A 21,517-nucleotide genomic window follows, 5' to 3' on the forward strand; every position below is an offset into this window, starting at 1 on the left:
CCGGTGCTCAAGGCCATGGAGCGCATGGAGAACGAGCATCCAATTGAAGTAGTCGGCAAGAAATTAAGGGCAATGATGCCCTGGCTCAATCCTGATAAAGATTGAGCTCATATTTTTCTATTTTTGTCAGTAATAGGAAAATATTGTCGGTGGTGATTTCGATACGTTTTTATATTAGTAAATCAATACTTAATTAGTCCTCACTATGATAATGATGGACATAGAATTGATATTTGAGGAGAGTTTAGTAAATGAAGAAAGATAGCAAAGAACAGAAAAAGGAAGAAGAAAAAGCAGCACAGGAAATCTTTGAGAAATCAAGATTGTTCTCAGCATAAAATCCAAAATTCATGGAAAATAAAATAATTGAATTGATAAAATTATCTTTTACCCCATTCTCAATTATTTCTCCAATTCCATTTTTTTCTTGTTTTCTTTTTCTCATTGCAACAAAATATTCGGAAATGAATGTATTCGATTTTTTTCTATTATTTATAGGAATTATTATCACGTTATTATCTAGTGGAGCTTCAAATTTCTGGAATCATACAAATGATATAAAAGAAGATATAAAAAATAATAAAAATAACGTATTGATTCAAAATATTATTTCTCAAAACTCTGCTATATTAATATCAATAATATTATATAGTATTTCAATAATTCTGGTATTTCTGATATCGATATACTTAAATCGACCAATTTATTTTTACTTCCTAATATGGGTAATCATTACATGGTGGTATTCGGACAATTTTTTCCTCAAGAGGATAGTAAGATTTCGCCTAAAAACACATTATTTAGGTGAAATATTTACGTATAGTATTGCATATCCAGCTTACACAATGAGTATTTGGCTAATATTTTCTGATTCTATAACTAAAGGAATAGTTTTGTCATTTTTATTTTTATGTTTCGGCATAGCAGGAGTTCTCCTTAAAGATTTAAAGGACATAAAAGGTGATCGTGAAGCGGGGCTAAAAACATTTGGAGTGATGTTTGCTCCATCAAAATTAATTCATTTAGCATGTATTTTTTTAATTTTTTATTTCTTTATAATATTAATTGCAACGAGTGAAAGAATTTTCAATCCAATGTCTGTGATAATTGTAATACCATTTATTTATCTAATTGATAGAACATATCTTCATTTTAGTAAGAAAAATTGGAAACTTGAAATCGGAGATCAGAAAAACATAAAATCAATGATAATGTCTGTATATTCATCATTGTTTCTTTTAGGTTTTACTAATTTCATCTAAATAGTAGTAAAAATGTTACCGCCACCTGATATATAATATATGTTTTCATCAGACTCGGCAATATATTCGCGTTTTTTATATCTGTCAGGTAAAAAAATAGATGGGGAAGCAGAAATTATTCCAAAATATTCATTAAATAAATTATTAATTTCGTCATTATAACTAATTATTCTATCTCCGAAAGCTGATATAGATCCAACATCAATAATAAAAAAAGCAAAATGTTCTAAATTATTTAAGTGATATAAGCTCGAGATATAATCATTTAAATTGATATATATCGGTTCATGAGTTAACAACACTTTATTTGAATATTCAGTTAGATCCAAAAAAAAAGGAAAAAGGTCAAAAGGAAAATATGCATTCAAACCAACACTTTGTATTCCATTTGTTTTTTTGTTAAAGAATATTAATATATATGGATTTTGAACTTGAAATTTACCTTTATCGAATTCATTTTTCAATTCGGAATCATTTTTTTCAAGTAAATTAATTATATTTTTGACAGCTTTTAAAGGGGGCTTACCACTAAGCGATATTAATACATTCTTCTTAAATAGAGCATCGAATTCATTTACAACACTAAACCTTTCTTTTATTTTTTCAATCGTCTCTTCCATAGTAGCCCCCTTATTAGGAAAAATATCATCATATACTACTTCAACATTATCCTTTTCAATAACCAGAGCAGCAATCCCCCCACCAATATCCTTAAAATTGCTGAAAATGGATGGCGAATTAAATTTTACCTGCGTATGCAATAGGTTCATTCCGACTATGGGCACCTTATAATCAAGCTTTCTGGCAAATATTTCAAGCACTGTGGGAGGTAAATAAAATATATTTTCCTGGTTACAATAATCTGATAAATTCCTCGCCATCTCTTGTTGTGTGTTTTCATCACCTCGATAAGCTTTGTAACTGTAGTATCTTCCTTTTGCAAAGAATTCTCCCGTTTTTTTCAAACCGGGCACATGAACTAATGGAAAATGAAGAATCACAACCCCTTTTTCACATTTAATTTGAGCAGCAAGCTTTTCTGCTGAATTTATAGCGCCCTTTTTTTTTGAACTTGTCACGTTAATTAGTGCATCTTTATCTTCACATAGCACAAGGGCTGCCCCATCAGTACGAATATCGTTCGGAAATATCATTCCATCCACAGAAGCCCCTATCTGTGGAATATCTCCAAATCGTTTCTGGAAAACATCAAGCATTTCCTGATAATGTCCATTATACTTCAAAGTGGCATAAAACAAAACCAGATCTGGTTCAAATGTCAAAGAAGCCATAGCTTTCTCAATTAATTCCTCAGCAGCAATTTTCGCATTTTTAATATTGCTAAAAACTGTCAATGTTCTCATGAAAAACCCTATATTTATTTTATTTACATTTTACTTTGTTAATATAAATATGTGTAGTTTGCATAAACATTCCATTCAACAGAACAGTAACAAATCATATACTTATAATAAGGTATATAAACAAGGAAAATAGATTTAAAAGAAAAAATAGAGTTAGAACTTTAAAAGGGTGTTTTACATTGTCTGAACGTTTAACTTCTGGGATATATGGATTAGATGAATTAATGGGGGGAGGATTCAGAAAAAATACCGTAAACATCATTAACGGCGGTATTGGTGTTGGAAAAACTACATTTTGCCTTCAATATGTCTTATTCGGGCTTAATCGCGGTGAAAAAGCATTATTTATCTCATTAGAAATGTCTAAGGAACAGATTATTCGTGATTGCAGGGCATTGGGTTATCTTGAGATAGAAGAACATATTGAAAATGAAAATCTTAAAATATTGCACATTTATGGAGAAGACCTCACATTTCCTTCTATCAGTCTTATCGATATAATAAAAAAAAATGTTTCACAAGGACAACACAATCGGATAATAATTGATCCGTTCACGCATTATTCCATGTATTTAGATAACGATAAGAGGAAATCAATAAGCACAATTTTTCAAAATATGAGGGAATTTGGTACAACCCTCATTACCCTTGAAGAATCTGAAAACATCAATACAATACATGCTGGATCAATGATGCCACTTTATCTTGCCGATACGGTACTTCGTCTGGATAATCTTGGTTTTGGAGAAATGTTTGACAGAACACTTCGGATCGTAAAACACAGAGGGTCAAAACATGGAAGCAGCCTTTATCCCTATAAGATCGAAAGTGGTCTAGGGTTAGTAATTCTTGCTTCAGAGCATGATATCAACCAGGTTACTCCTATTAATAAATTTGACAAAGAGTTCCTTGCTGCTATCAAGGAATCCAGAACAATTGACAAAGTCGGTGATAAATTGGCAAAAAGAATCGAATTGTTGAGAAATAACTGGAACCATAATGAAAGTCCGCAATTCATACTTAATTTAGTAAAAAGAAACGAAATCATACAATAATGCACCGAACAAAACTTGAAAAAACACTGGACAATCTTTACGAAACAGAAGGAGTGGATGCGTGTATTGTATATCGCATTGACGGGGCTCCAATAACTGTCAGAACACCCCTGGACAGTACTATTCTTGAAGTGATGTTCTGGCTTGAAAAACAAATCAAACACGTATTGAGAAATATGAATAAAGAGGGTTTAAAAGCAACTACGTTCGATTTTAAGAGTTACCAAATTCACATCACACCTTCATCCAGGTCAACTATATTAGCTACTATTATTGACCCCGATGCTCATCAGCAACTCATCTCAATAGAAATTGCAAGAGCAAAATCAATTATTAACAAATGTGTATCATAATGAAAGAAGTTCTCTTTTGCTGATTATTTTTTCATTTGTAGCTTTAACCTTTACCGTAATATTTTTATATACAGGAATACCACCAGTTGTTTCATCAGATACCAGAGCGTTTGACCAGGGGCTGTTTACCATGAACCCGATTCCTTTTTGTTCTTCCTTTGGTGAAAACACTGCTTTGACAACGATACTACCCCATTTTGATGTGAGTCTCACATTCCCCCCATCCTGAATACCCATACGCTTCATTTCTCCAGCATCCAGCACGATGACAGCAGATAATCGTTCACACTCCTTACCGGTAATGTCTTCTTCACATGCAGTGGACTGGAACACATCTCTGTATGTAACCACTGTTATGTCATATTCAGGAGCCCGTACGAATTTTCCAACATCAACTGCCATCATTTAATCTCCTTTAAAATCTGTCTGATAATCATCTCATCAGATAGGTGATTTCCATGAACCAGAGCATTGATATTAATGGTCTTGCCATCCATACGTACCGAAGTCCCTCCCACTTCAATTCCGGATGTACCTGAGGGAATGGTCACATCTGCAACCAGAGATGTCATATTTATGCAAGGGTCTATCAGTATGAGAGGAATATCTTTCAAACGTCTCGAAATGGATGCAGGAAGACTTGAAAGCGGGTCTGACCCTACCACCAAAACTGCATCAGCATGGTTTTTTATCTGCTCGACCACAGAGTACTCTATACCGGATATCGCTTCCCCTTCTGTGAACTTCACCCGATGAATATGTCCGGACTTCTCGTGCAAAGTATGATTAAAACCCCGCATATTGAAATGACCTGCCATCGGAATCAATGAATAATGAGAGATTTTGTTCAATGCATTTATAAATTCACAGAGCAGGGAAATATCTTCTTTTATGGAATAAACCAGCCCCAATCCTGCAAAAAGCACACCGAACTCCGCTTTCTTCAATATGGCAGCCAGTTCAAGGATACGTTTAACATCATAGTCAAAGGATAATTTTGGTACACGGCCCGATAGTGCATCTACCAGACCTCGCATGAACTCGGCATCCATTCCCGGGGGTATTCTGTGGGATCCATTCTTACATATCTTTGCGGTCATGGACTGCCTTACATCGATGGAGATTGCAGTCCTGTCCTCTTCATATCCTCGCTGCCTTAATTCACCCCTTGGGAAATATGAATATTTGGACATGTGTCTGGGATGGGAACTCATGGGGTCGGCACCCCAAAAAAGTATCACATCAGCTTTTTCTCTTACATCTTCCAATGTACATGAAGGGATGGAGCCGTTGAGTATTTCATTGACAATAATACCCTGGCAGAAGGATGACGTGGAATCAATGACACCCCCAAGTGTCCGGGCCAGTTCGATACCTGCCATCTGGGCTTCATTTGTAGAATTGCTCCACCCGTAGAGCAAAGGATTTTTCGCTTCCCGTAATATCCGGGCAGCATACTTAATTGCATCATCAGTATCTGCTTTTTTACCATTAATTGCAGGAATAGCCCGGTCTTTACATCCAAAGATCCGGGCTTTGCCTTTCATGCAGGCATGCTCAACATGTTCAAGTCTGTTATCAACCTTTCTTACCTGGATATCCTCGCAAAGCAGTGCGCATCCGGTACAGGTCCAGGTAAATGTTTCAGTCATGCATCAACCTCACTCAACTTACACAAATTCAATTGCTTCGGTTGGGCATGGGTCAATACATGCCCTGCAAAGAATCTTATCCTTGCCAAACCGCCTGCATTCTTTTACATTGGCTGCTTTCACTTTACCATCAACAACCTTGAATATGACTTTATCGTTCGTAGGAGCTGATCCCCTGCCTGACCCGTGTGGGTCATTGGCTACATCAACAGGACAAGCCACTACACAGTTCCCGCATCCGGAACAGAGTTCTTCATGGATGATAAGCCCGGTCTCCTGTGCACCTTCGATGGGCTTTAATATTTTTTCAAGTTTCTGCCTTGAATCGCTGTATTTATCATCTTTCATAAGTGGCGGGCATTCAGTAAACCGCCTGGTACCTGAGAGCAGTGCGACACTAAATGCCATGCAGGTTGACTCACCACATTCCTTGCAGTTGGTTTTTGGCAGTAGTTTATAAATTTCCATTGCATTTGCCATTGTGTAACCCCCCATTAAATATGGAACAGTACAGTCTATAGGTGAATTATGACGTAATTTGAAGTTATGTGTGGAATACTAATAAAAACTTCCTGCAACGAATAAATCAAAGTGGTAAATAGATCACAAAAAAGTAAAAAAGAAAGAATAAACCGGTGTTTTCACACCAGTTTATTGATTGGATGGTTAGGGTCCAGCGTATCGATACCCAATTCGTGAGCTGTTTCAGCCAGCATGATATCCACCAGTGCAACTGCCGGGAATACTGACCTGACGTTCTCGATAGGACCATACAGCAGGCAATCCGCACCCACGATCTGAGCTACAAGATTAGTTCCGATATCGGTGGGCATATAGGCTTCCTTGTGTTCTTTCTTGAACTTCTTAAGCCAATCCCATGCAGATGCCATATTATGGAAACCGCCACCAGTAGGTAATCCCAGATGTCCCTTGACAGCCATGATAGACCGTATGGTCGCACCAGAACCTGCACCAGGTGGCATAGCAGCCACATCGATGATAGGGCGCTTTATACCGCAATCCTTGGCAATTTCCAGCATTCCTTTGGCCTGGCCTGTGCCGCCAACCTCAAGGATCTCCATCTTACCTTTCACAGTGGGGTCGGTAGCATTGAATGCCAGTACAATGGCTGCATCAAGGTCGCTTTCCCTTAACGCAGTAATCTCTTCTTCATTGACACTGGCATTGATAGAATTATGTATGGCCCTGTCAGCTACGCCAATCTCGGTACAATACGCTGCTGCGGCTGCACGTACATCACCAGCAGATGAATCTATCAGGAATGCTGTTTTATTATCCACTTCGACGAACCAGTCAATAAATTTCTTAATAGCTTCCGGTGTTTCGCCTACTATCTGGTTGATATAGGGAATACCTGTCAGGTCTCCCATCTCTTGCTGGGTTTTCCACAATTTCTCAGCCGCATCTTTATCAAATATACCTTTATCTTCGTCACTCACGATTTTGTGCTTGCCGTAGAACATGGTACTGATAAGGACAGTTGGATATTGCCCTGGCTGTCCCCCCATCTTCACGCCACCAAACTCAAAGACTTCTTGTTCTTTATCAAATCTGAACATCTATTATCACCTCATAACAATATTCTTATTACTGCTGACAAAAGGGATTCTCCCTCCTGTAATTGAACTGTGGTTGTGGGAGTTAATCCCAATGTGGTCACGACCAATAGATACATTACCACAAGAATAAGTCCAATACAGATGCCGTACAGTATTCCAATGTCTCTGCCCAGTCGTTTACCGACTCTCTGTTGCATCTCGCTGTTCGTGAATTCTATCTTCTCATCTATGAGGTTAAGTTTCTTGATGACCTCCTGATAATCCATAGCATCCACTATTATCTCAGGGACCTTATTTTCAGCCATGTTAGATACCTCCACTGAGAACAATGGGCAGTCCTACCATTATGACCGCAAATAGAAATCCAATGACAAGACCTTCGAAGCCAGCAGCAACTCCAGAATCCAGTTTTTGGTTTCTGGCAATAAGTTGTCCCTTGTACCTGATGTTCTCAAGAAGTTTATCAAAAACACCGGCACCTGGTGGTCTTACCACCATGGGAACGCCTTTTCCATAGACATATTCGTCAGAATTTTCAGCCATCTTATACACCTCCCATGATAAGTAATCCAAGAATTCCAAGTGTCAGGGTGAGTCCCATCATTACTCCCTCGATCTTACCTGAATAGACACCCGACGCAAATTTATTCAGATTACCGATGTCAGTTGTCGCAGCTTCTACTGCCCGGATCCTGGACTGGATGAGCGCAACCTCTGCTGCCATTGGTCTTATACCTTTAAATTCTTCTTCACCTTCACCTTCGTCTTTGATTTCAATTACCATCGGTTCAGCATTAAAAGCACCCGGATCTTTGCCGACAAGCTCCTTTATCTTGGCTGTAATTTGTCCCTGGTCTTCCGTGTTCATTAAATTAACACATTCGACCTGTTCCTGGAACCGCCCAATTGCTTCATCGGTCAGGTTCTCAATGTAAGGTATTGCTCCCTTTGCACCGACAATCCTGTTTTCCTTGGTACCATTGGCATGTATATTTATTATGGCATCTCCAGTAAGATGACCTTTTACCTCAGAACCCGTAACCAGAAGGAACCTGATATTTGGATTTGAGATGATATTGGCCACAAGTTTTTCGATACCGATATTCTCTGTCTTGCATGGACCGGTTATGGCAGCTCCTGCATCAAGATGAGGTTTTGCTGATAGATGGGAACCTAACGTCGCCACTGCAACCGGATTATGCAGGCTGGCAATTTCGTATTCCCCTTTCATGACAGGCCATCCAATCGCTGCATCTTTTTTATCAGCCATTTACAAGCCTCCTAATTTTAATAATACGGCAAACAGGGTCATTAATATAAGACCACCAATAAAACCGTAGAATATGTTCGTCCATATACCTGCCGTTACTGCGGCTTTCTCTCGACCCGGGAATGTAGACAATAGTGGTTTATCCGGACCCAACGAGTTCATCATGTCAGTTACAATTTTATCCAGTTCGTCCACCACTGTTGATATATGGTCCAGAGAATACTCAAGTATATCATCATTTTCCTCTGCCAGAATACCTGACATGGGTTCCAGTATTAAATGGAATTCAGGTGCAACTCTTACGTGGCTCATTCTAATTCCTCCGCGGTTGGAAGTAAACCTGTTCCTGTTATCAGGTGTGCATCACGATGGGTCAATTTCATGAACTTCTTGAAATAGACCACCCAGATCACCAAGCCTACTATTGTGGTCAATGCACCGGATATACCATCCATACTTTCAACTGCCAGAGAAGCAAATCCGGCAACAGCCATGATAAGTGCTCCTTTCTCAACTGCGACCATGAGAGTTCGGTCCTGTTTTTCGTCAGGACCCAGGCAGGCATTGAATGGATGTAATATCGCCATCGCACCACCGATAAAGACCAGTGCAATGAACCCTGTCTCAACCACTGCCGGCATTATATCAATAATATTGAAACTACCTGCAATAGCTGTTGACAGGCCGATCATGACAAGAGCTCCGGCACCTGCGATCTCGACCATGGATTTTTCCATGATGGGGATGTTCATCTTCAGTATCTTGTTTGACATGACACCAATAACAAGTCCGATTATGGCTGCAACTATGAATGCTATGATCGGGCCTGCAACGACGGGAATTCCTGCAACTTCAGGAAGGGTTAGTCCGAACATGGATGCCACAATACCCATACCAAGAGCCAACATACCTATTGATGGAACACCGGTACCCAGACCGTAACTGCATACACGGCGTACCGCATCTGCACCCCAGACTGCTGCAAATATTGCACCGATGCCTCCGAGGAATGAGAATACGGTCGTATCCATGGCCTGGTTAAGCATTGTAAGGTAGATTCCGGCAAGTCCTCCAACGGCACCGAGAATAATGACCTGGTTCGGGTTAAGTAATCCTTTAACGGGTCCTCCTGCTGCTGTTGACATTATACAACACCTCCCATAATTGGTACTGCAATAATAGCGCACAACAGTGAAGCTATCAGGCAGGATACAATTGCTTTTGGTACTCTCTTAAACTTAGGATCGTGGAAACCTTCGATAGTACCACCGATATTGTAGGAAGCCAGAACAGAGTTCACATAGAACACTCCTGTGGCAAATATACCTGCAAGAGCGACAGCGCCTAAATTTGTAGGGTCACCAACAATTTCCATTAACTGGACATAGATCATTGAACCGCCAACGCCTCCGAGCAAAGCACCGATGGTACCGCTCACAAAACTGACAGTAGGAACTCCATGTCCTTCAGTACCTTTTGATACATAAATATCCTGCACATCTCCGGTGATGGGGTCTTTCTTGACCTTTGCAGATACCGGCGGTACACCTACACCATAGACATATATTACCTGACCAATGAACATGGTCACAGTTATCATGATCATTGCGCCTACTGCACCTGATGCCATTACCAGCATGAAATCAGAACCCGTGAATTCACCACTAATTGCAAGATGGTTATACATGAATCCTGCACTGATAAGTCCGGTCAAACCTGCACCGGCAGCCAGTTGGACAGTACCTGTACCTACGCCTGTTGCCTGGGCCATAGCCGCTGGGGCACCACCCACAGGTATAAAGTGAACACCAACACCAATGAGAACTCCTCCCAATGTAATTAATATGATAGTAATTGGGTCCATTATGCTGCTACACCTCCATCTACATCCTTGTATGGTCCGTATGCCTTTCTTGCTTTTACCTCAACCATTCTATTGGCAAGTATCAGTATCAAGACAATTATCAGACCGGCAATTATTGTATTCATTCCTTCGAATACTGTTGATCTCCAGTTATCAAGGAACACTGTTAAACCAAGAGCCAGTCCGGTCAGGGGACCGCCAAACTTCGCACATGCCCAGACATTATCCATACCGTTACGAAGACCGGATTCGGCCTTTCTTACTATGTTACCTGAGAATGCAGCATTCAATCCGCAGCCGAAAGGCTGGTTCTGGAACTCGCGTTCTGCTCCGTAGTGTACATCACCGGTCGATGAACCTATTGCACCAGCAGTAACTCCCCACAGGAATGCCAAAAGCGGCAGTGGGAAGGGATGTGCCATGAAGTGGTCCATTATGTATGAAAATGATACAATACAAAATACGGCGATATATCCATGTGCCATTATTACCGGGATATGTCCGAGGACCATATCCATATAAACCGGTTGTTTAAATCTTCTTTGACTTGCTGACCGTCCCATGTGAGCGGTCACAGAAAATAATCCCAGGATTATTGCAGCTGCAAAAGAGCCGATTGCGATAGCAAAAAATATTGACATGTCTTTTGCTATTAAAACGCTGGCCACCGTTGCTCCGGAAGCGCACCACAGTCCGTAAGCTGGTGGTTCACCGGATATGGCCTTATTAAAGATCCTGTGTGGAAAATTCATCTGGGGGGCCAATTGCACCTGTGAGTTCGGATTACTCTGAGAGCCGACATCCGACTCAAGATCTTCTGCCGCACCGGCAATAGTAGCCAGTGCCCCTGTTAGTGCAACAATGCCCAGGTCCATTATTATTGGATCAACCATTGTTCTATCCATCCTCCTATACTTTATATAAATATTAGTGATGACACCAAATTAATAGTTACCTGATACCATCAACATTTATGTCCTAAAAACTAGTATGGACTAGTTTATAGTGGATTACCAGATACCACATATAAAGTTTTCTAAATTAACATGCAGTGAACGAATTGATGGGAAATAGGTACACTACATGTATAGAAAAAAAAAAGAGACTGGATTTAAATTAAATCCTATTACGTTCCTGTTTCCCATGCTTCCATATAATTGAACTGGTGAGGTTTTATTGTATCGATTGAAATACCAAGTGCTTCAAGTTTTAGGTTAGCAATCTTTATATCTATTATCGCGGGTACAGGATGTACTCCAGGTTTAAGTTTATTCTTGGCAATGAACTTGACACATAAGGCCTGGTTGGCAAAACTCATGTCCATGACCTCGGCAGGATGGCCGTCCGCAGCCGCAAGATTTACCAGCCGTCCGTCTGCCAGTACATGTATCCGCCTGCCACCCAGGTCATATTCCTTAATATTGTTACGTACCGTTTTGACAGACCGTGCCATATCTTTCAACTGCCCAAGATTTATCTCCACATTAAAATGTCCTGAATTTGCAAGTATGGCACCGTCTTTCATGACCTCGAAATGTTCCTTCGTTAAGATATCAATATTTCCTGTAGTAGTGACAAAGATATCCCCTATTACTGCTGCCTCTATCATAGGCATGACACGGTAACCATCCATCTTTGCTTCCAGAGCGCGTATAGCGTCTATCTCAGTCACAATGACATTGGCACCAAGCCCATCCCCCCGCATCGCAGCTCCACGACCACACCATCCGTAACCGGCTATCACCACATTCTTGCCTGCTACAAGCAGGTTGGTAGTGCGGATAATACCATCCCAGCTGGACTGACCGGTCCCGTACCGGTTATCGAAAAGATATTTGGTCATTGCATCGTTTACGGCAACGACCGGAACTTTAAGGGCACCGTCCTGTTCCATGGCTTTAAGCCTGTGCACGCCTGTGGTAGTCTCCTCACAGGAACCCAGGATCTTAGGAATAAGGTCTTTGCGGTCAGTATGCAGTTTGAAGATCAGGTCTCCACCGTCATCGATCGTAATGTCTGGATTATGGTCAAGTACCGCATCAATTGCATCATAGTATTCTTTATCAGTGCAACCGTACCTGGCATAACACGAGATATTCTCCCTGGTATCCAGTGCCATGGCCACATCATCCTGTGTGCTTAAAGGATTGCACCCGCAAATAGCCACGTTAGCCCCGCCGGCAGCCAGGGTCTCAACAAGTACGGCGGTCTTTGCTTCGACATGCAGTGCCATTCCTATAGTATATCCGGCAAGGGTCTGCTTCTGAATTAATTCTTCCCGGATTTTTGCCAGTACTGGCATGTGATTACGTGCCCATTCTATCTTCATGTTTCCTGTTTCTATCATGTCAGTTTGCATTGTAAGTCTCCTAAATGATCAATTTGACTGTTCCTTGACCCTCTGAATAAGTTTTTCCACAGAGTTGGCAGTCTGTTCCATTATGTTCTTCTCGTCCAAGGCAGTAAAAATACCATCTTTCATCAGGACCTTGCCATCCACGATGGTCGTCCTGACATCTGAGCCCCTTGCAGCATATACAAGATGGGATTCCAGATCGTTGTTGGGTAGTAGATGAGGTTTTTGCATATCAACGATAATGATGTCTGCAAGCATACCCGGTTTTAATTGTCCCGCAGGTATCTTGAGGGCTTTTGCACCATTTACCGTGGCCATTTTCAATACCTGGTGTGCGGGCAGGACCGTGGGGTCAGTCGAATTGACCTTATGCAACAGTGCGGCGGTTTTCATTTCACCGAACATGTCCAGGCTGTTGTTGGATGCACATCCGTCCGTACCCAGTGCAACATTGGCATCCCTCCTTAATAGTTCAGGCACAGGTGCGATACCGGATGCCAGTTTCATGTTGCTGACAGGGCAGTGTACAATGTTCACTCCCCTTTTTGCCAGGATATCCATGTCGCCGGCTGACAACCATACACAATGAGCTGCCAGTACGCCAGGACCCAGAATACCCAATTCATCCAGTAAATGGATACTGCACATGGAATATTTCTCTTTCATTTCGAGCAGTTCTGCTTTCGTTTCAAGTACATGGATATGCATCCCGATAGCATCCGCTTCTGCCTGTGTCTTCACTTTGGCCAGGAATTCCCTGCTGCAGGTATTTGGTGCATGCGGACCATACATTGTTGTAATCCTGCCGTCTGCTGCATTATTCCATGTATTCGCAAAACGTATACCTTCCTTGAGGTCTGCATCACCTTTTGCTTCATTGAACAATTCGATCATACCGTGGGAAAGGGATGCCCTTAAGCCTGATTCTTCTACGGCCCTGGCAGCATGGTCCATGAAAAAATACATATCTGCAAAAGCAGTTGTTCCTGAGCGTATCATCTCAAGACAGGCAAGCAGGGTGCCGTAATATACATCCTCGCCCGTGAGTTTTGCCTCGGCAGGCCATATGTGTCCTTCCAGCCATTCTTTCAGTGGCAGGTCATCGGCATATCCACGAAATAATGTCATTCCTGCATGGTTGTGGGCATTTACCAGACCAGGCATAACGACACATCCTTTTGCATCGATAACTTGTTCTGCCTGTTGTGGCTCCTTGCCCACATAAGTAATTTTGTTATCTTCTATCAGGACGATCCCGTCCCGGATGGGTGGACCGTCCATGGTAATTACATAGCCGTTCTTAATAAGTATACGAGACATGTGAACAATAGATAGTATTTCAATGTTCTATAAGGTTTGCGTTATGAAATGTGAATATCGGTTAACAGGCACTTGAAAAGAAGAATGGTGCGCCGATCGGGATTCGAACCCGAGTTCATGGCTTGGCAAGCCACGGTGATAACCACTACACTATCGGCGCACAGTGGAATAATGTGAGACTTCCATAAGAGAATATAGTATATAGATTTTTGGATTGCATCATAATTACATATTGAAAAAATATTGGGATACGTCACCAAATGCTTTATGCTTAATTAATTCCAAATAATATATGGAGTGTGTTAGATGAGTGAATTCGAAAAAAATTCAATAGACAACGTAGCTTTTACCATTCTGGTGATGTTGCTGGTGGCAAGTGGGATATCAGCGATATTGGGATTTGTGATGTTTGTCCATTCCCAATATCTGGTATTATTTGCTGTGCTATTTATTGTGTTCCTGGCTATCGCAATTGTATTGTCATTCCTGGTAAAATGAACCATAGTTCATCTTAGAATGATTTATGAGAGAGCCCATAAGCAATAACTTCAGCATCCGGTATTCAGAGGAGTTTTTACTTTTCAGGGTCTGCATCCAGTAGCCATTTTCCCAACATGGATAGCATGCGATTAACATCTGGCTCATACCATACTGCAGTCGTTGAACATAAACTATTAAACCAACGATGACCATTAAACACGTTACTGAGGTAACCAAGCATGAAAAAGGCAATCATTGAAACCGATAAGGGCAATATCGTCCTGGAACTGTTCGAGAAGGATGCACCGAACACGGTAGCGAATTTTGTGAAACTCATAAATGACGGATTTTATGACGGATTAAAATTCCACAGGGTCATTTCAAATTTCATGGTCCAGGGCGGCTGCCCCATAGGCAACGGCACGGGCGGGCCTGGTTATAAGATAAAATGCGAGATAAATCCAAGAAAACACCTGAAAGGGACACTTTCCATGGCCCATGCCGGAAAAGACACCGGTGGCAGCCAGTTCTTTATCACACATTCTCCCCAACCCCATCTTGATGGTGTCCATACCGTGTTCGGCCAGGTCATCGAGGGCATGGATGTGGTGAATAAGATGAAGCAGGGCGATGTGATGAAGAAGGTAACGGTAGTCTGAACAGGTTTTTCTCTTTTCATATGTAGTTTTCATTCATTCTGGTTGGGTAGGCTCTACCCACCACTTTTTTGTAGTTCTTGCATATAGCTTTGTTTTTTTACATAAAGTATAACTTTGTATACTCAAGTTAATCCGATCATAGGGAGGATTTTCTTGTTGTCCAACTCTGTCCGACACCGGGATAGAGTCCATAGTTCCAAGGTAATGGGACCAATGAAGAATTTTCCTGTTTATTGTAATCCAAAGCTATGCACATTTATCGTGACTCGAACAACTCCAGCATTTTCTCCTTATCATTAGTCGGGAGCTTGCAAGCGTAGTCCTGGCAAACATAAGCTGTTGCTTTGCCTTCGATACTTTTCAGGTCACCTACAAATCCGGCAATATTGGCAATCTCAGGTGACTCTTCATCAGTTGGATGGAAAATGACTACTTTATTTGGAATGAATGCATGTCTTAGAGTCTCCAACATCGCCTTTGTGTCCTCATCGTTCGGATTGCCGGCAATCACTACTTCACTGGACGGGCCAATTGCAAAGTCCAGCGCCTGCATGAGCATGGTGTATCCCGCAGGTGAGAGTGAAACGTTCCCGGAAAAAGCCTGTCCGGTTTGGATGGCTTTTTTTTCAAACTCGGAATTACCTGTCATTCTGCCAAGACGTAGTAAATTCTGCATGGCAATGGAGTTGCCGGCAGGAACTGCGCCATCATAGAATTCCTTTTTTCTGAAAAGCATCTCTGTGTCCTCATCTGAAGTAAAGAAAAAACCGCCATTTTCTTCATCCCAGAAGTGTTTCAATTGAAATTCGGTGAGTTCAAGAGCGATTTTCAGGTATTTCACATCAAAAGTGGTCTCATAAAGTTCAAGCAATCCCCACACAAAAAATGCATAATCATCCAGAAAAGCAGGCACATCTGATTCACCTTCACGGTACCGGTGATAGAGTCCCCTCTCCTCTCTGCGCATTGTTCTCAGAATAAAATCGGCGGCCTTTGTTGCAGCTTTTTCATATTCATATTCGTTAAAGACCCTTGCACCCTTTGCCAGCGCAGCTATCATTAATCCGTTCCAGTCAGCTAGTATCTTGTCATCTTTACCTGGGGGGATACGTTTTTCACGTGCAGTGAAAAGTTTATCCCGGGCAGATCCAAGGTGTTGTTTGAACTCATCTTCCTGCATTCCCAGCTCCAAAGCCAGTTCAGGAATGGATTTTTTCAGGTAAGGTATATTCTTGCCCGTACTTTTTCCAGAACCTTCATCCCTGAAATTGCCATCATAAGTAATATTGAAGATTTTTACTGCAAGGTCTGCATGTTCTCCAGGTGCACCCTGGATTTCCTCAAGGGTCCACACATAGAATTTCCCCTCAACCCCTTCGCTATCTGCATCCTGTGCAGAATAAAAACCTCCCTTTCGGTCGGTCATATCCCGTAGAACATACGTGAAAACCTCTTTTGCTGTGTTTTTGAATTCCTTCGTTCCGGTAGCTTGATACCCCTCTATGTAAGCCATTGTCAGCAATGCCTGGTCATAGAGCATTTTTTCAAAATGCGGTACAAGCCATCTCGAATCAGTAGAATAGCGGTGGAAGCCAAAACCGATATGGTCATAGATACCGCCCATGCTCATAGCTTCAAGGGTCTTTACCACCATGTGAAGAGCCATTTCATCACCGGTCCGTTTCCAGTAGCGAAGCAGGAAATTCAGATTATGCGGTGACGGGAACTTGGGTGCATTGCCAAAACCCCCGTGTTGTTCATCAAAGATTCCAAATAGCTGTTCATACGCATTATGAAGGGTCTCTTCAGTAAGCTCTTCTCCCTTCATAGTTACTTCCCTGAGTGATGAAATGATCTTATCACCCAGATTGTCCATGTCTTTTCGTTGCGTATCCCACAGTTCCCTGATCCGGGGAACCAACTCCAGCATCCCTACTCTTTGGTACATACTTCTTTTAGGAATATATGTTCCAGCAAAGATTGGTTTTTTATCAGGTGATATGATTATATTAAGCGGCCAGCCACCACTTCCGGTCATAGCAGTACACACAGCCATGTAAAAACTGTCTATATCAGGTCTCTCCTCCCGATCGACTTTTATCGAGACGAAAACCTCATTCATTAACTCTGCAACCCCTTCATCCTCAAAAGACTCCTGCTCCATCACATGGCACCAGTGACAGGTAGAGTAACCTATTGATAGGAAGATGGGTTTATCTTCCTTTTTGGCTTTTTCAAAAGCCTCCTGACCCCATGAGTACCAATCCACAGGATTATATGCATGCTGGAGCAGGTATGGACTCTTTTGTGCAATTAATCGATTGGCCTTCTTGGTGGGCGGTCCGGTTCTATCCATCAGTCAATATTAGTATCGGGACGGTAAAAACATTACCTGTTCCTGCGGGCCATCCCCAAGAAGTTCTCGATTATCTTCATCCCTACCTCTGTCAGCACAGACTCGGGATGGAATTGCAGCCCTTCGACAGGATACTTCCTGTGTCGCAGCCCCATGATAATACCATCCCCGGTCCTGGCAGTAATTTCCAGCACCTCCGGCAGGCTCTCTTCTTCCACCACCAGGGAATGATACCGCCCACCCACTATGGTCGGGGGCAGCCCTGCATATATCCCGCTCTGGCTGTGTGTTATCTTTGAGGTCTTACCGTGCACCGGACCACCCGGAGAATGTATCACTCTGGCACCATAGGCAGCCGCAATGGCCTGGTGACCCAGGCACACACCAAGCACAGGCGTATGAGGGCCGAATGTCCTGATAATTTCAATGCAGTTACCGATATCAGCAGGATTGTGGGGGTTGCCCGGGCCCGGTGATATCACAATGGCATCCGGAGAAATCTTGCTGACCTCGTCCAGGCTTACGGTATTAGGTACTACCAGGGTATCGGGTTCAAAGACCGATACGTAATCCACAAGGTTCCACACAAAGGAATCCTTATTGTTCACGAACAGTACCTTCATGTTCCGCCCCCCAGCGCTTTCATCATAGCTGCCATTTTCCGCTCGGTCTCGTTATACTCGTACGTGGGGTCAGAATCGGCCACAATACCGGCACCAGCCTGGATATAGGCCTTCCCGGCTTTCATTACGACCGTACGGATAACGATGGCAAAATCTGCATCCCCGTTCAGTGAATAATATCCAACACCGCCGCCGTAGGGACCCCTGGCAGAGGTCTCCAGTTCATCGATTATCTCCATGGCCCGTATCTTGGGCGCCCCTGACAGGGTACCGGCAGGGAAAATAGCACGGGTGGCATCGAACTGGTCGCACTCGTCCCGCATCTGCCCTGTTACCGTGCTTTCAATGTGTTGCACATGTGAATATTTCAGCACGCTCATAAAGTCCTCCACTTTTACCGTGCCGGGTTTGCTCACCATTCTCACGTCATTACGTTCCAGGTCTACCAGCATCACATGTTCAGCTCTCTCTTTCTCATTACCCAGCATCATCTGTGCCAGCACCTCATCTTCCTCGGGCGTGGCTCCCCGGGGACAGGTACCTGCAATAGGGTTGGTAATAACTTTCCTATTGTGGATGGTCAGCAACGTTTCCGGACTGGCGCCGATGATCCCTGTATCACCGAACTCGAACAGGTACATATAGGGACTGGGATTCACTTCTCTTAATGTATGATAAACTTCCATAGGGGTCTGCTTGATGTCCAACTCGTATCGGCGCGATGGCACGACCTGGAAGATATCCCCGTCTATGATGTGCTGCCGTGCACGTTGTACAGCATGTTCATAGTGCTGCTGGTCCATATTACAGGCTATATTTCCTATCCGTGATGTTTGCGAGGCAGGGGTAAATACAACCTGTTTTGCTTCTTCAATGAAATACAGCAATTTTACTGCTTCGTCTTTCGTCTCCCCATACACAGATGCTGCATCTTCCTGTTCGCCAATGAACGGCGTCATGACCACATGGATGGTATCGGTCAGGTGGTCGAACACGACGGTCTTGCTCACCAGTGCGAACTGGGCATCAGGGAACTCTGAGGTATGGGCTGATGCTTTATCCATCCAGCAGTCATGTACCAGGTCATAGGAGTTGAACCCGATGATACCTCCGAGGAAAGTCTGCCTGTTAAAAGTGGTATTGTTCAAGAGCACGGCGCCGTTTGCAGGGAATGCTGCCCTTACAGCATCCAGGGTATCAAAACCCGGTTTGATCCGTCCGGTAAAACGACTTTTTTGTACCCCGTCTTTTCCGACATCACACACACTGTTCAGGTTATTTGAAACATGCCTTATCAAAGGTGTGAGCTTTAAATATTCCAGTGTTACCACCCGGTCCTTTACGGTGACCACTGCATCGGGGTCTGCTCCCACAAAGGAGAACCGTGCGTGACGCTGTTCCTTCTCAACTGACTCCAGCAGATAGGAATACTTGCAGGCTCCACTGATGTTCTCTCTTAACGCATGGTAGAGGTCAAAGGGAGTGCACCGCGCGGCAGTCTTGGCGCTCATCTGGATGATGGCTGGTCTGTTCATTGCTGCCAGGTCGCAGAATCCGGTTTTGGTCAGGTCAAACTGCATATCATTCATAATAGTGCCCCTTTTGCCTGTCGGATGAATGTTGTTACTTTGTCTTCGTCTTTACTGCCACCGGTTTCAATACCTGATGCCGTATCCACTGCATAAGGCCTGACTGTCCTGACAGCTTCGGCAACATTTCCTGGTTTCAAACCACCTGCCAGTATAACGGGCAGGTGTGAGGCTGCAGTTATGGCCCGGCTTAAGGTCCAGTCATGAACGGTGCCCGTACCCCCTGTTCTGTCATCGACTTTCGTATCCAGGAGTATGGCATCAACAGTGTGTTTCAGCTGTGATATGTATGCGATCGTATTTCCAATGTCAGTATCCTGGTCGATATGTACGGTCTTGATAAGTTTCACGCGAGTGGCTTTCCTTATTTTTTTCACTATCTCAACAGCCATGGAACTGTGGATTTGAACAGCATCAGGCCGTACATAATCTATTAATTCCATTGCCTGTGACACGTCATCAGGCATGCACACCATTACTGATGTAACAAAGGGAGGTATGCTTGTAATCAGGTCCCTGGCAGTTTCCCTGTCAATGTTGCGCGGCGTATCAACCGGGACCTCGGTAATGAATCCTACGGCATCTGCACCGCAGCGTGTTGCCATCAGGACTGAAATTCTATCCTTCATACCACATATCTTAACCCTCGGGATACAATATTTCAAGTTCTGGTTATTTGCTGATTGTTGCATACATTCTCACAGATATTTGTTCAACTGGTCGGGCACACCGGCAATGTTCACGAAGTTCCTGAGCTTTTCAAGGGCACTTCCATTATCTATGGTCTGTTGTGCCAGTTCTATACCGTCTTTCAGGTCAGATGCTTTCTCACCGACTACCAGTGCAGCGGCAGAGTTCATGACAACAATGTCACGTTTAGCCCCTTTTATGCCTTTCAATATTTTCACAATATCAGCAGCATTCTCCCGGGGTGTCCCGCCTGTGATATCATGTATGCTCGCCCTTGGTATTCCCAGTTCTTCCGGAGTGAGTGAATAGGATTCGACATTCCCACCATTCAGTTCTGCTACTGTTGTCTGCCCGAGGTTTGATATCTCGTCCAGGCCGCTGCCGTGAACCACAAAGGCACGTTTTGTGCCCAGCAGGTTGAGTACATTTGCCATGGTAATGCAAAGGGACTCGTCAAACACTCCTATCACCTGGGCTCTGGCATTCGCCGGGTTTGTCAGCGGTCCAAGGATGTTGAACACGGTACGCACACCCAGTTCCTTCCTGGGTCCACCTACCCGTTTCATGGATGGGTGAAAGATGGGGGCGAGCATGAACCCTATCCCTGCCTTTTCAATGGACTGTTCAACTTTTTCGGGAGGCAGGTCGATGCTCACGCCCAGTTCTTTCAGTACGTCTGCACTACCCGATTTTGAAGTAATGGAATAGTTACCGTGCTTGGCCACAGGTACTCCGGCCGCAGAGGTTACGATGGCCGACGCCGTGCTCACGTTGATGGTATGGGACGAGTCCCCACCAGTACCGCACGTATCCACCAGCGTGCCGCTGATCTTTGGTTTTATCGTATTTGCTGCCTTTTTCATTCCCCTGGCCAGGCCGGCTATCTCCCGGGCAGATTCGCCCTTCATCTTGAGTGCTATCAGGAATGCGCCTATCTGGGCATCAGTAGCATCTGCAAAGATACTGCCAATGGCAGATTCGGCTTCTTCTGATGAAAGGTCGTGTCCTGATGTTATTTTCTGGATAAATTCCTGCATGGTATAT

25 protein-coding genes and 1 tRNA gene are annotated in these 21,517 nt (G+C 43.2%); 6 read left to right on the forward strand and 20 right to left on the reverse strand.

All coding sequences use genetic code 11. From position 1 onward, the window contains the following. Both K0A89_05770 and K0A89_05775 read left to right on the forward strand, forming a co-directional pair. Positions 1–105: ketol-acid reductoisomerase (locus K0A89_05770; GenBank protein MBW6517991.1), on the forward strand; the 105-nt coding region annotated here is incomplete at its 5' end. A 245-nt stretch (positions 106–350) separates the two neighbouring features. Next, on the forward strand, positions 351–1,262 hold the full coding sequence (locus K0A89_05775; GenBank protein ID MBW6517992.1) for a UbiA family prenyltransferase: 912 nt from the start codon (positions 351–353) through the stop codon (positions 1,260–1,262). Here K0A89_05775 and K0A89_05780 read toward each other — a convergent pair. Then, positions 1,259–2,626: a hypothetical protein gene (locus K0A89_05780; GenBank protein MBW6517993.1), complete on the reverse strand. Its 1,368-nt coding sequence runs from the start codon at positions 2,624–2,626 to the stop codon at positions 1,259–1,261. The two genes, K0A89_05775 and K0A89_05780, sit on opposite strands and share 4 nt — an antisense overlap. 179 nt (positions 2,627–2,805) lie before the next feature. Between K0A89_05780 and K0A89_05785 the strand changes: the two genes are divergently transcribed. Next, positions 2,806–3,681: a hypothetical protein gene (locus K0A89_05785; GenBank protein ID MBW6517994.1), complete on the forward strand. Its 876-nt coding sequence runs from the start codon at positions 2,806–2,808 to the stop codon at positions 3,679–3,681. Beyond that, the gene (locus K0A89_05790; protein MBW6517995.1) at positions 3,681–4,034 is read left to right on the forward strand and encodes a hypothetical protein; all 354 of its coding nucleotides are present in this window, start codon (positions 3,681–3,683) and stop codon (positions 4,032–4,034) included. The genes K0A89_05785 and K0A89_05790 overlap by 1 nt, the downstream gene beginning before the upstream one ends. Here K0A89_05790 and K0A89_05795 read toward each other — a convergent pair. The 14 genes from K0A89_05795 to K0A89_05860 all read right to left on the reverse strand — a co-directional run bounded on the left by K0A89_05795 (position 4,029) and on the right by K0A89_05860 (position 14,236). Continuing rightward, positions 4,029–4,436 carry a formylmethanofuran dehydrogenase gene (locus K0A89_05795; protein ID MBW6517996.1) on the reverse strand — a complete coding sequence of 136 codons (408 nt, stop codon included), beginning with the start codon at positions 4,434–4,436 and terminating at the stop codon, positions 4,029–4,031. The genes K0A89_05790 and K0A89_05795 overlap by 6 nt on opposite strands. Next, positions 4,436–5,686: a formylmethanofuran dehydrogenase subunit B gene (locus K0A89_05800; protein ID MBW6517997.1), complete on the reverse strand. Its 1,251-nt coding sequence runs from the start codon at positions 5,684–5,686 to the stop codon at positions 4,436–4,438. The genes K0A89_05795 and K0A89_05800 overlap by 1 nt, the downstream gene beginning before the upstream one ends. A gap of 18 nt (positions 5,687–5,704) precedes the next feature. Then, a complete protein-coding gene (locus tag K0A89_05805; GenBank protein MBW6517998.1) occupies positions 5,705–6,166 on the reverse strand; it encodes a 4Fe-4S binding protein in 462 nt (153 codons plus the stop codon). Positions 6,167–6,327: 161 nt separating this feature from the next. Next, entirely contained in the window at positions 6,328–7,266 is a 939-nt protein-coding gene (gene mtrH / locus K0A89_05810; protein MBW6517999.1) for a tetrahydromethanopterin S-methyltransferase subunit H, read from the reverse strand. A gap of 11 nt (positions 7,267–7,277) precedes the next feature. Beyond that, on the reverse strand, positions 7,278–7,571 hold the full coding sequence (gene mtrG / locus K0A89_05815; protein MBW6518000.1) for a tetrahydromethanopterin S-methyltransferase subunit G: 294 nt from the start codon (positions 7,569–7,571) through the stop codon (positions 7,278–7,280). A gap of 1 nt (position 7,572) precedes the next feature. Beyond that, the gene (locus K0A89_05820; GenBank protein ID MBW6518001.1) at positions 7,573–7,809 is read right to left on the reverse strand and encodes a tetrahydromethanopterin S-methyltransferase subunit F; all 237 of its coding nucleotides are present in this window, start codon (positions 7,807–7,809) and stop codon (positions 7,573–7,575) included. Position 7,810: 1 nt separating this feature from the next. Next, positions 7,811–8,536 (reverse strand): tetrahydromethanopterin S-methyltransferase subunit A, encoded by a 726-nt coding sequence (gene mtrA / locus K0A89_05825; protein MBW6518002.1) that lies wholly within the window; start codon positions 8,534–8,536, stop codon positions 7,811–7,813. Then, entirely contained in the window at positions 8,537–8,848 is a 312-nt protein-coding gene (locus K0A89_05830; protein ID MBW6518003.1) for a tetrahydromethanopterin S-methyltransferase subunit B, read from the reverse strand. Beyond that, the gene (gene mtrC, locus K0A89_05835) at positions 8,845–9,681 is read right to left on the reverse strand and encodes a tetrahydromethanopterin S-methyltransferase subunit C (GenBank protein MBW6518004.1); all 837 of its coding nucleotides are present in this window, start codon (positions 9,679–9,681) and stop codon (positions 8,845–8,847) included. Before mtrC ends, K0A89_05830 begins: the two co-directional genes overlap by 4 nt. Then, positions 9,681–10,400 (reverse strand): tetrahydromethanopterin S-methyltransferase subunit D, encoded by a 720-nt coding sequence (mtrD, locus tag K0A89_05840; protein ID MBW6518005.1) that lies wholly within the window; start codon positions 10,398–10,400, stop codon positions 9,681–9,683. The genes mtrC and mtrD overlap by 1 nt, the downstream gene beginning before the upstream one ends. After that, positions 10,400–11,275 carry a tetrahydromethanopterin S-methyltransferase subunit E gene (mtrE, locus tag K0A89_05845; GenBank protein ID MBW6518006.1) on the reverse strand — a complete coding sequence of 292 codons (876 nt, stop codon included), beginning with the start codon at positions 11,273–11,275 and terminating at the stop codon, positions 10,400–10,402. Before mtrE ends, mtrD begins: the two co-directional genes overlap by 1 nt. Before the next feature lie 251 nt (positions 11,276–11,526). Next, entirely contained in the window at positions 11,527–12,759 is a 1,233-nt protein-coding gene (locus tag K0A89_05850) for an adenosylhomocysteinase (GenBank protein ID MBW6518007.1), read from the reverse strand. A gap of 18 nt (positions 12,760–12,777) precedes the next feature. After that, the gene (locus K0A89_05855; protein MBW6518008.1) at positions 12,778–14,076 is read right to left on the reverse strand and encodes an amidohydrolase family protein; all 1,299 of its coding nucleotides are present in this window, start codon (positions 14,074–14,076) and stop codon (positions 12,778–12,780) included. Between the two features lie 85 nt (positions 14,077–14,161). Beyond that, positions 14,162–14,236: transfer RNA gene (locus K0A89_05860), tRNA-Gly, on the reverse strand. A gap of 146 nt (positions 14,237–14,382) precedes the next feature. On the opposite strand from K0A89_05860, the gene K0A89_05865 reads away from it, so the two are divergent. Both K0A89_05865 and K0A89_05870 read left to right on the forward strand, forming a co-directional pair. Next, positions 14,383–14,574 carry a hypothetical protein gene (locus K0A89_05865; GenBank protein MBW6518009.1) on the forward strand — a complete coding sequence of 64 codons (192 nt, stop codon included), beginning with the start codon at positions 14,383–14,385 and terminating at the stop codon, positions 14,572–14,574. 221 nt (positions 14,575–14,795) lie between these two features. Then, entirely contained in the window at positions 14,796–15,215 is a 420-nt protein-coding gene (locus tag K0A89_05870) for a peptidylprolyl isomerase (protein MBW6518010.1), read from the forward strand. 256 nt (positions 15,216–15,471) lie between these two features. Here the strand turns inward: K0A89_05870 and K0A89_05875 are convergent, their stop codons facing one another. The 5 genes from K0A89_05875 to trpD are packed head-to-tail and all read right to left on the reverse strand — an operon-like array spanning position 15,472 to position 21,510. Further along, positions 15,472–17,571: a thioredoxin domain-containing protein gene (locus K0A89_05875; protein ID MBW6518011.1), complete on the reverse strand. Its 2,100-nt coding sequence runs from the start codon at positions 17,569–17,571 to the stop codon at positions 15,472–15,474. 32 nt (positions 17,572–17,603) lie between these two features. Beyond that, on the reverse strand, positions 17,604–18,194 hold the full coding sequence (locus tag K0A89_05880; protein ID MBW6518012.1) for an aminodeoxychorismate/anthranilate synthase component II: 591 nt from the start codon (positions 18,192–18,194) through the stop codon (positions 17,604–17,606). Continuing rightward, a complete protein-coding gene (gene trpE / locus K0A89_05885) occupies positions 18,191–19,774 on the reverse strand; it encodes an anthranilate synthase component I (GenBank protein MBW6518013.1) in 1,584 nt (527 codons plus the stop codon). The genes K0A89_05880 and trpE overlap by 4 nt, the downstream gene beginning before the upstream one ends. Positions 19,775–19,779: 5 nt before the next feature. Further along, positions 19,780–20,475, reverse strand: a complete 696-nt coding sequence (locus K0A89_05890; protein MBW6518014.1) for a phosphoribosylanthranilate isomerase — start codon at positions 20,473–20,475, stop codon at positions 19,780–19,782. Between the two features lie 6 nt (positions 20,476–20,481). Beyond that, positions 20,482–21,510: an anthranilate phosphoribosyltransferase gene (gene trpD / locus K0A89_05895; GenBank protein MBW6518015.1), complete on the reverse strand. Its 1,029-nt coding sequence runs from the start codon at positions 21,508–21,510 to the stop codon at positions 20,482–20,484. Positions 21,511–21,517: the final 7 nt, after the last annotated feature.

This window comes from ANME-2 cluster archaeon (assembly GCA_019429385.1).
Classification (GTDB): domain Archaea; phylum Halobacteriota; class Methanosarcinia; order Methanosarcinales; family Methanocomedenaceae; genus Methanocomedens_B.

What these genes read in the sequence shown, in the direction of transcription:
- K0A89_05850 (MBW6518007.1), bottom strand. Translation starts at nt 12,759, where the DNA reads ATGCAAACTGACATGATAGAAACAGGAAACATGAAGATAGAATGGGCA.
- K0A89_05875 (MBW6518011.1), bottom strand. Translation starts at nt 17,571, where the DNA reads ATGGATAGAACCGGACCGCCCACCAAGAAGGCCAATCGATTAATTGCA.
- K0A89_05800 (MBW6517997.1), bottom strand. Translation starts at nt 5,686, where the DNA reads ATGACTGAAACATTTACCTGGACCTGTACCGGATGCGCACTGCTTTGC.
- K0A89_05820 (MBW6518001.1), bottom strand. Translation starts at nt 7,809, where the DNA reads ATGGCTGAAAATTCTGACGAATATGTCTATGGAAAAGGCGTTCCCATG.
- K0A89_05795 (MBW6517996.1), bottom strand. Translation starts at nt 4,436, where the DNA reads ATGGCAGTTGATGTTGGAAAATTCGTACGGGCTCCTGAATATGACATA.
- mtrA (MBW6518002.1), bottom strand. Translation starts at nt 8,536, where the DNA reads ATGGCTGATAAAAAAGATGCAGCGATTGGATGGCCTGTCATGAAAGGG.
- trpE (MBW6518013.1), bottom strand. Translation starts at nt 19,774, where the DNA reads ATGCAGTTTGACCTGACCAAAACCGGATTCTGCGACCTGGCAGCAATG.
- K0A89_05865 (MBW6518009.1), top strand. Translation starts at nt 14,383, where the DNA reads ATGAGTGAATTCGAAAAAAATTCAATAGACAACGTAGCTTTTACCATT.
- K0A89_05830 (MBW6518003.1), bottom strand. Translation starts at nt 8,848, where the DNA reads ATGAGCCACGTAAGAGTTGCACCTGAATTCCATTTAATACTGGAACCC.
- K0A89_05855 (MBW6518008.1), bottom strand. Translation starts at nt 14,076, where the DNA reads ATGTCTCGTATACTTATTAAGAACGGCTATGTAATTACCATGGACGGT.
- mtrD (MBW6518005.1), bottom strand. Translation starts at nt 10,400, where the DNA reads ATGGACCCAATTACTATCATATTAATTACATTGGGAGGAGTTCTCATT.
- K0A89_05890 (MBW6518014.1), bottom strand. Translation starts at nt 20,475, where the DNA reads ATGCAACAATCAGCAAATAACCAGAACTTGAAATATTGTATCCCGAGG.
- mtrG (MBW6518000.1), bottom strand. Translation starts at nt 7,571, where the DNA reads ATGGCTGAAAATAAGGTCCCTGAGATAATAGTGGATGCTATGGATTAT.
- K0A89_05880 (MBW6518012.1), bottom strand. Translation starts at nt 18,194, where the DNA reads ATGAAGGTACTGTTCGTGAACAATAAGGATTCCTTTGTGTGGAACCTT.
- mtrC (MBW6518004.1), bottom strand. Translation starts at nt 9,681, where the DNA reads ATGTCAACAGCAGCAGGAGGACCCGTTAAAGGATTACTTAACCCGAAC.
- mtrH (MBW6517999.1), bottom strand. Translation starts at nt 7,266, where the DNA reads ATGTTCAGATTTGATAAAGAACAAGAAGTCTTTGAGTTTGGTGGCGTG.
- mtrE (MBW6518006.1), bottom strand. Translation starts at nt 11,275, where the DNA reads ATGGACCTGGGCATTGTTGCACTAACAGGGGCACTGGCTACTATTGCC.
- K0A89_05870 (MBW6518010.1), top strand. Translation starts at nt 14,796, where the DNA reads ATGAAAAAGGCAATCATTGAAACCGATAAGGGCAATATCGTCCTGGAA.
- K0A89_05790 (MBW6517995.1), top strand. Translation starts at nt 3,681, where the DNA reads ATGCACCGAACAAAACTTGAAAAAACACTGGACAATCTTTACGAAACA.
- trpD (MBW6518015.1), bottom strand. Translation starts at nt 21,510, where the DNA reads ATGCAGGAATTTATCCAGAAAATAACATCAGGACACGACCTTTCATCA.
- K0A89_05780 (MBW6517993.1), bottom strand. Translation starts at nt 2,626, where the DNA reads ATGAGAACATTGACAGTTTTTAGCAATATTAAAAATGCGAAAATTGCT.
- K0A89_05805 (MBW6517998.1), bottom strand. Translation starts at nt 6,166, where the DNA reads ATGGCAAATGCAATGGAAATTTATAAACTACTGCCAAAAACCAACTGC.
- K0A89_05775 (MBW6517992.1), top strand. Translation starts at nt 351, where the DNA reads ATGGAAAATAAAATAATTGAATTGATAAAATTATCTTTTACCCCATTC.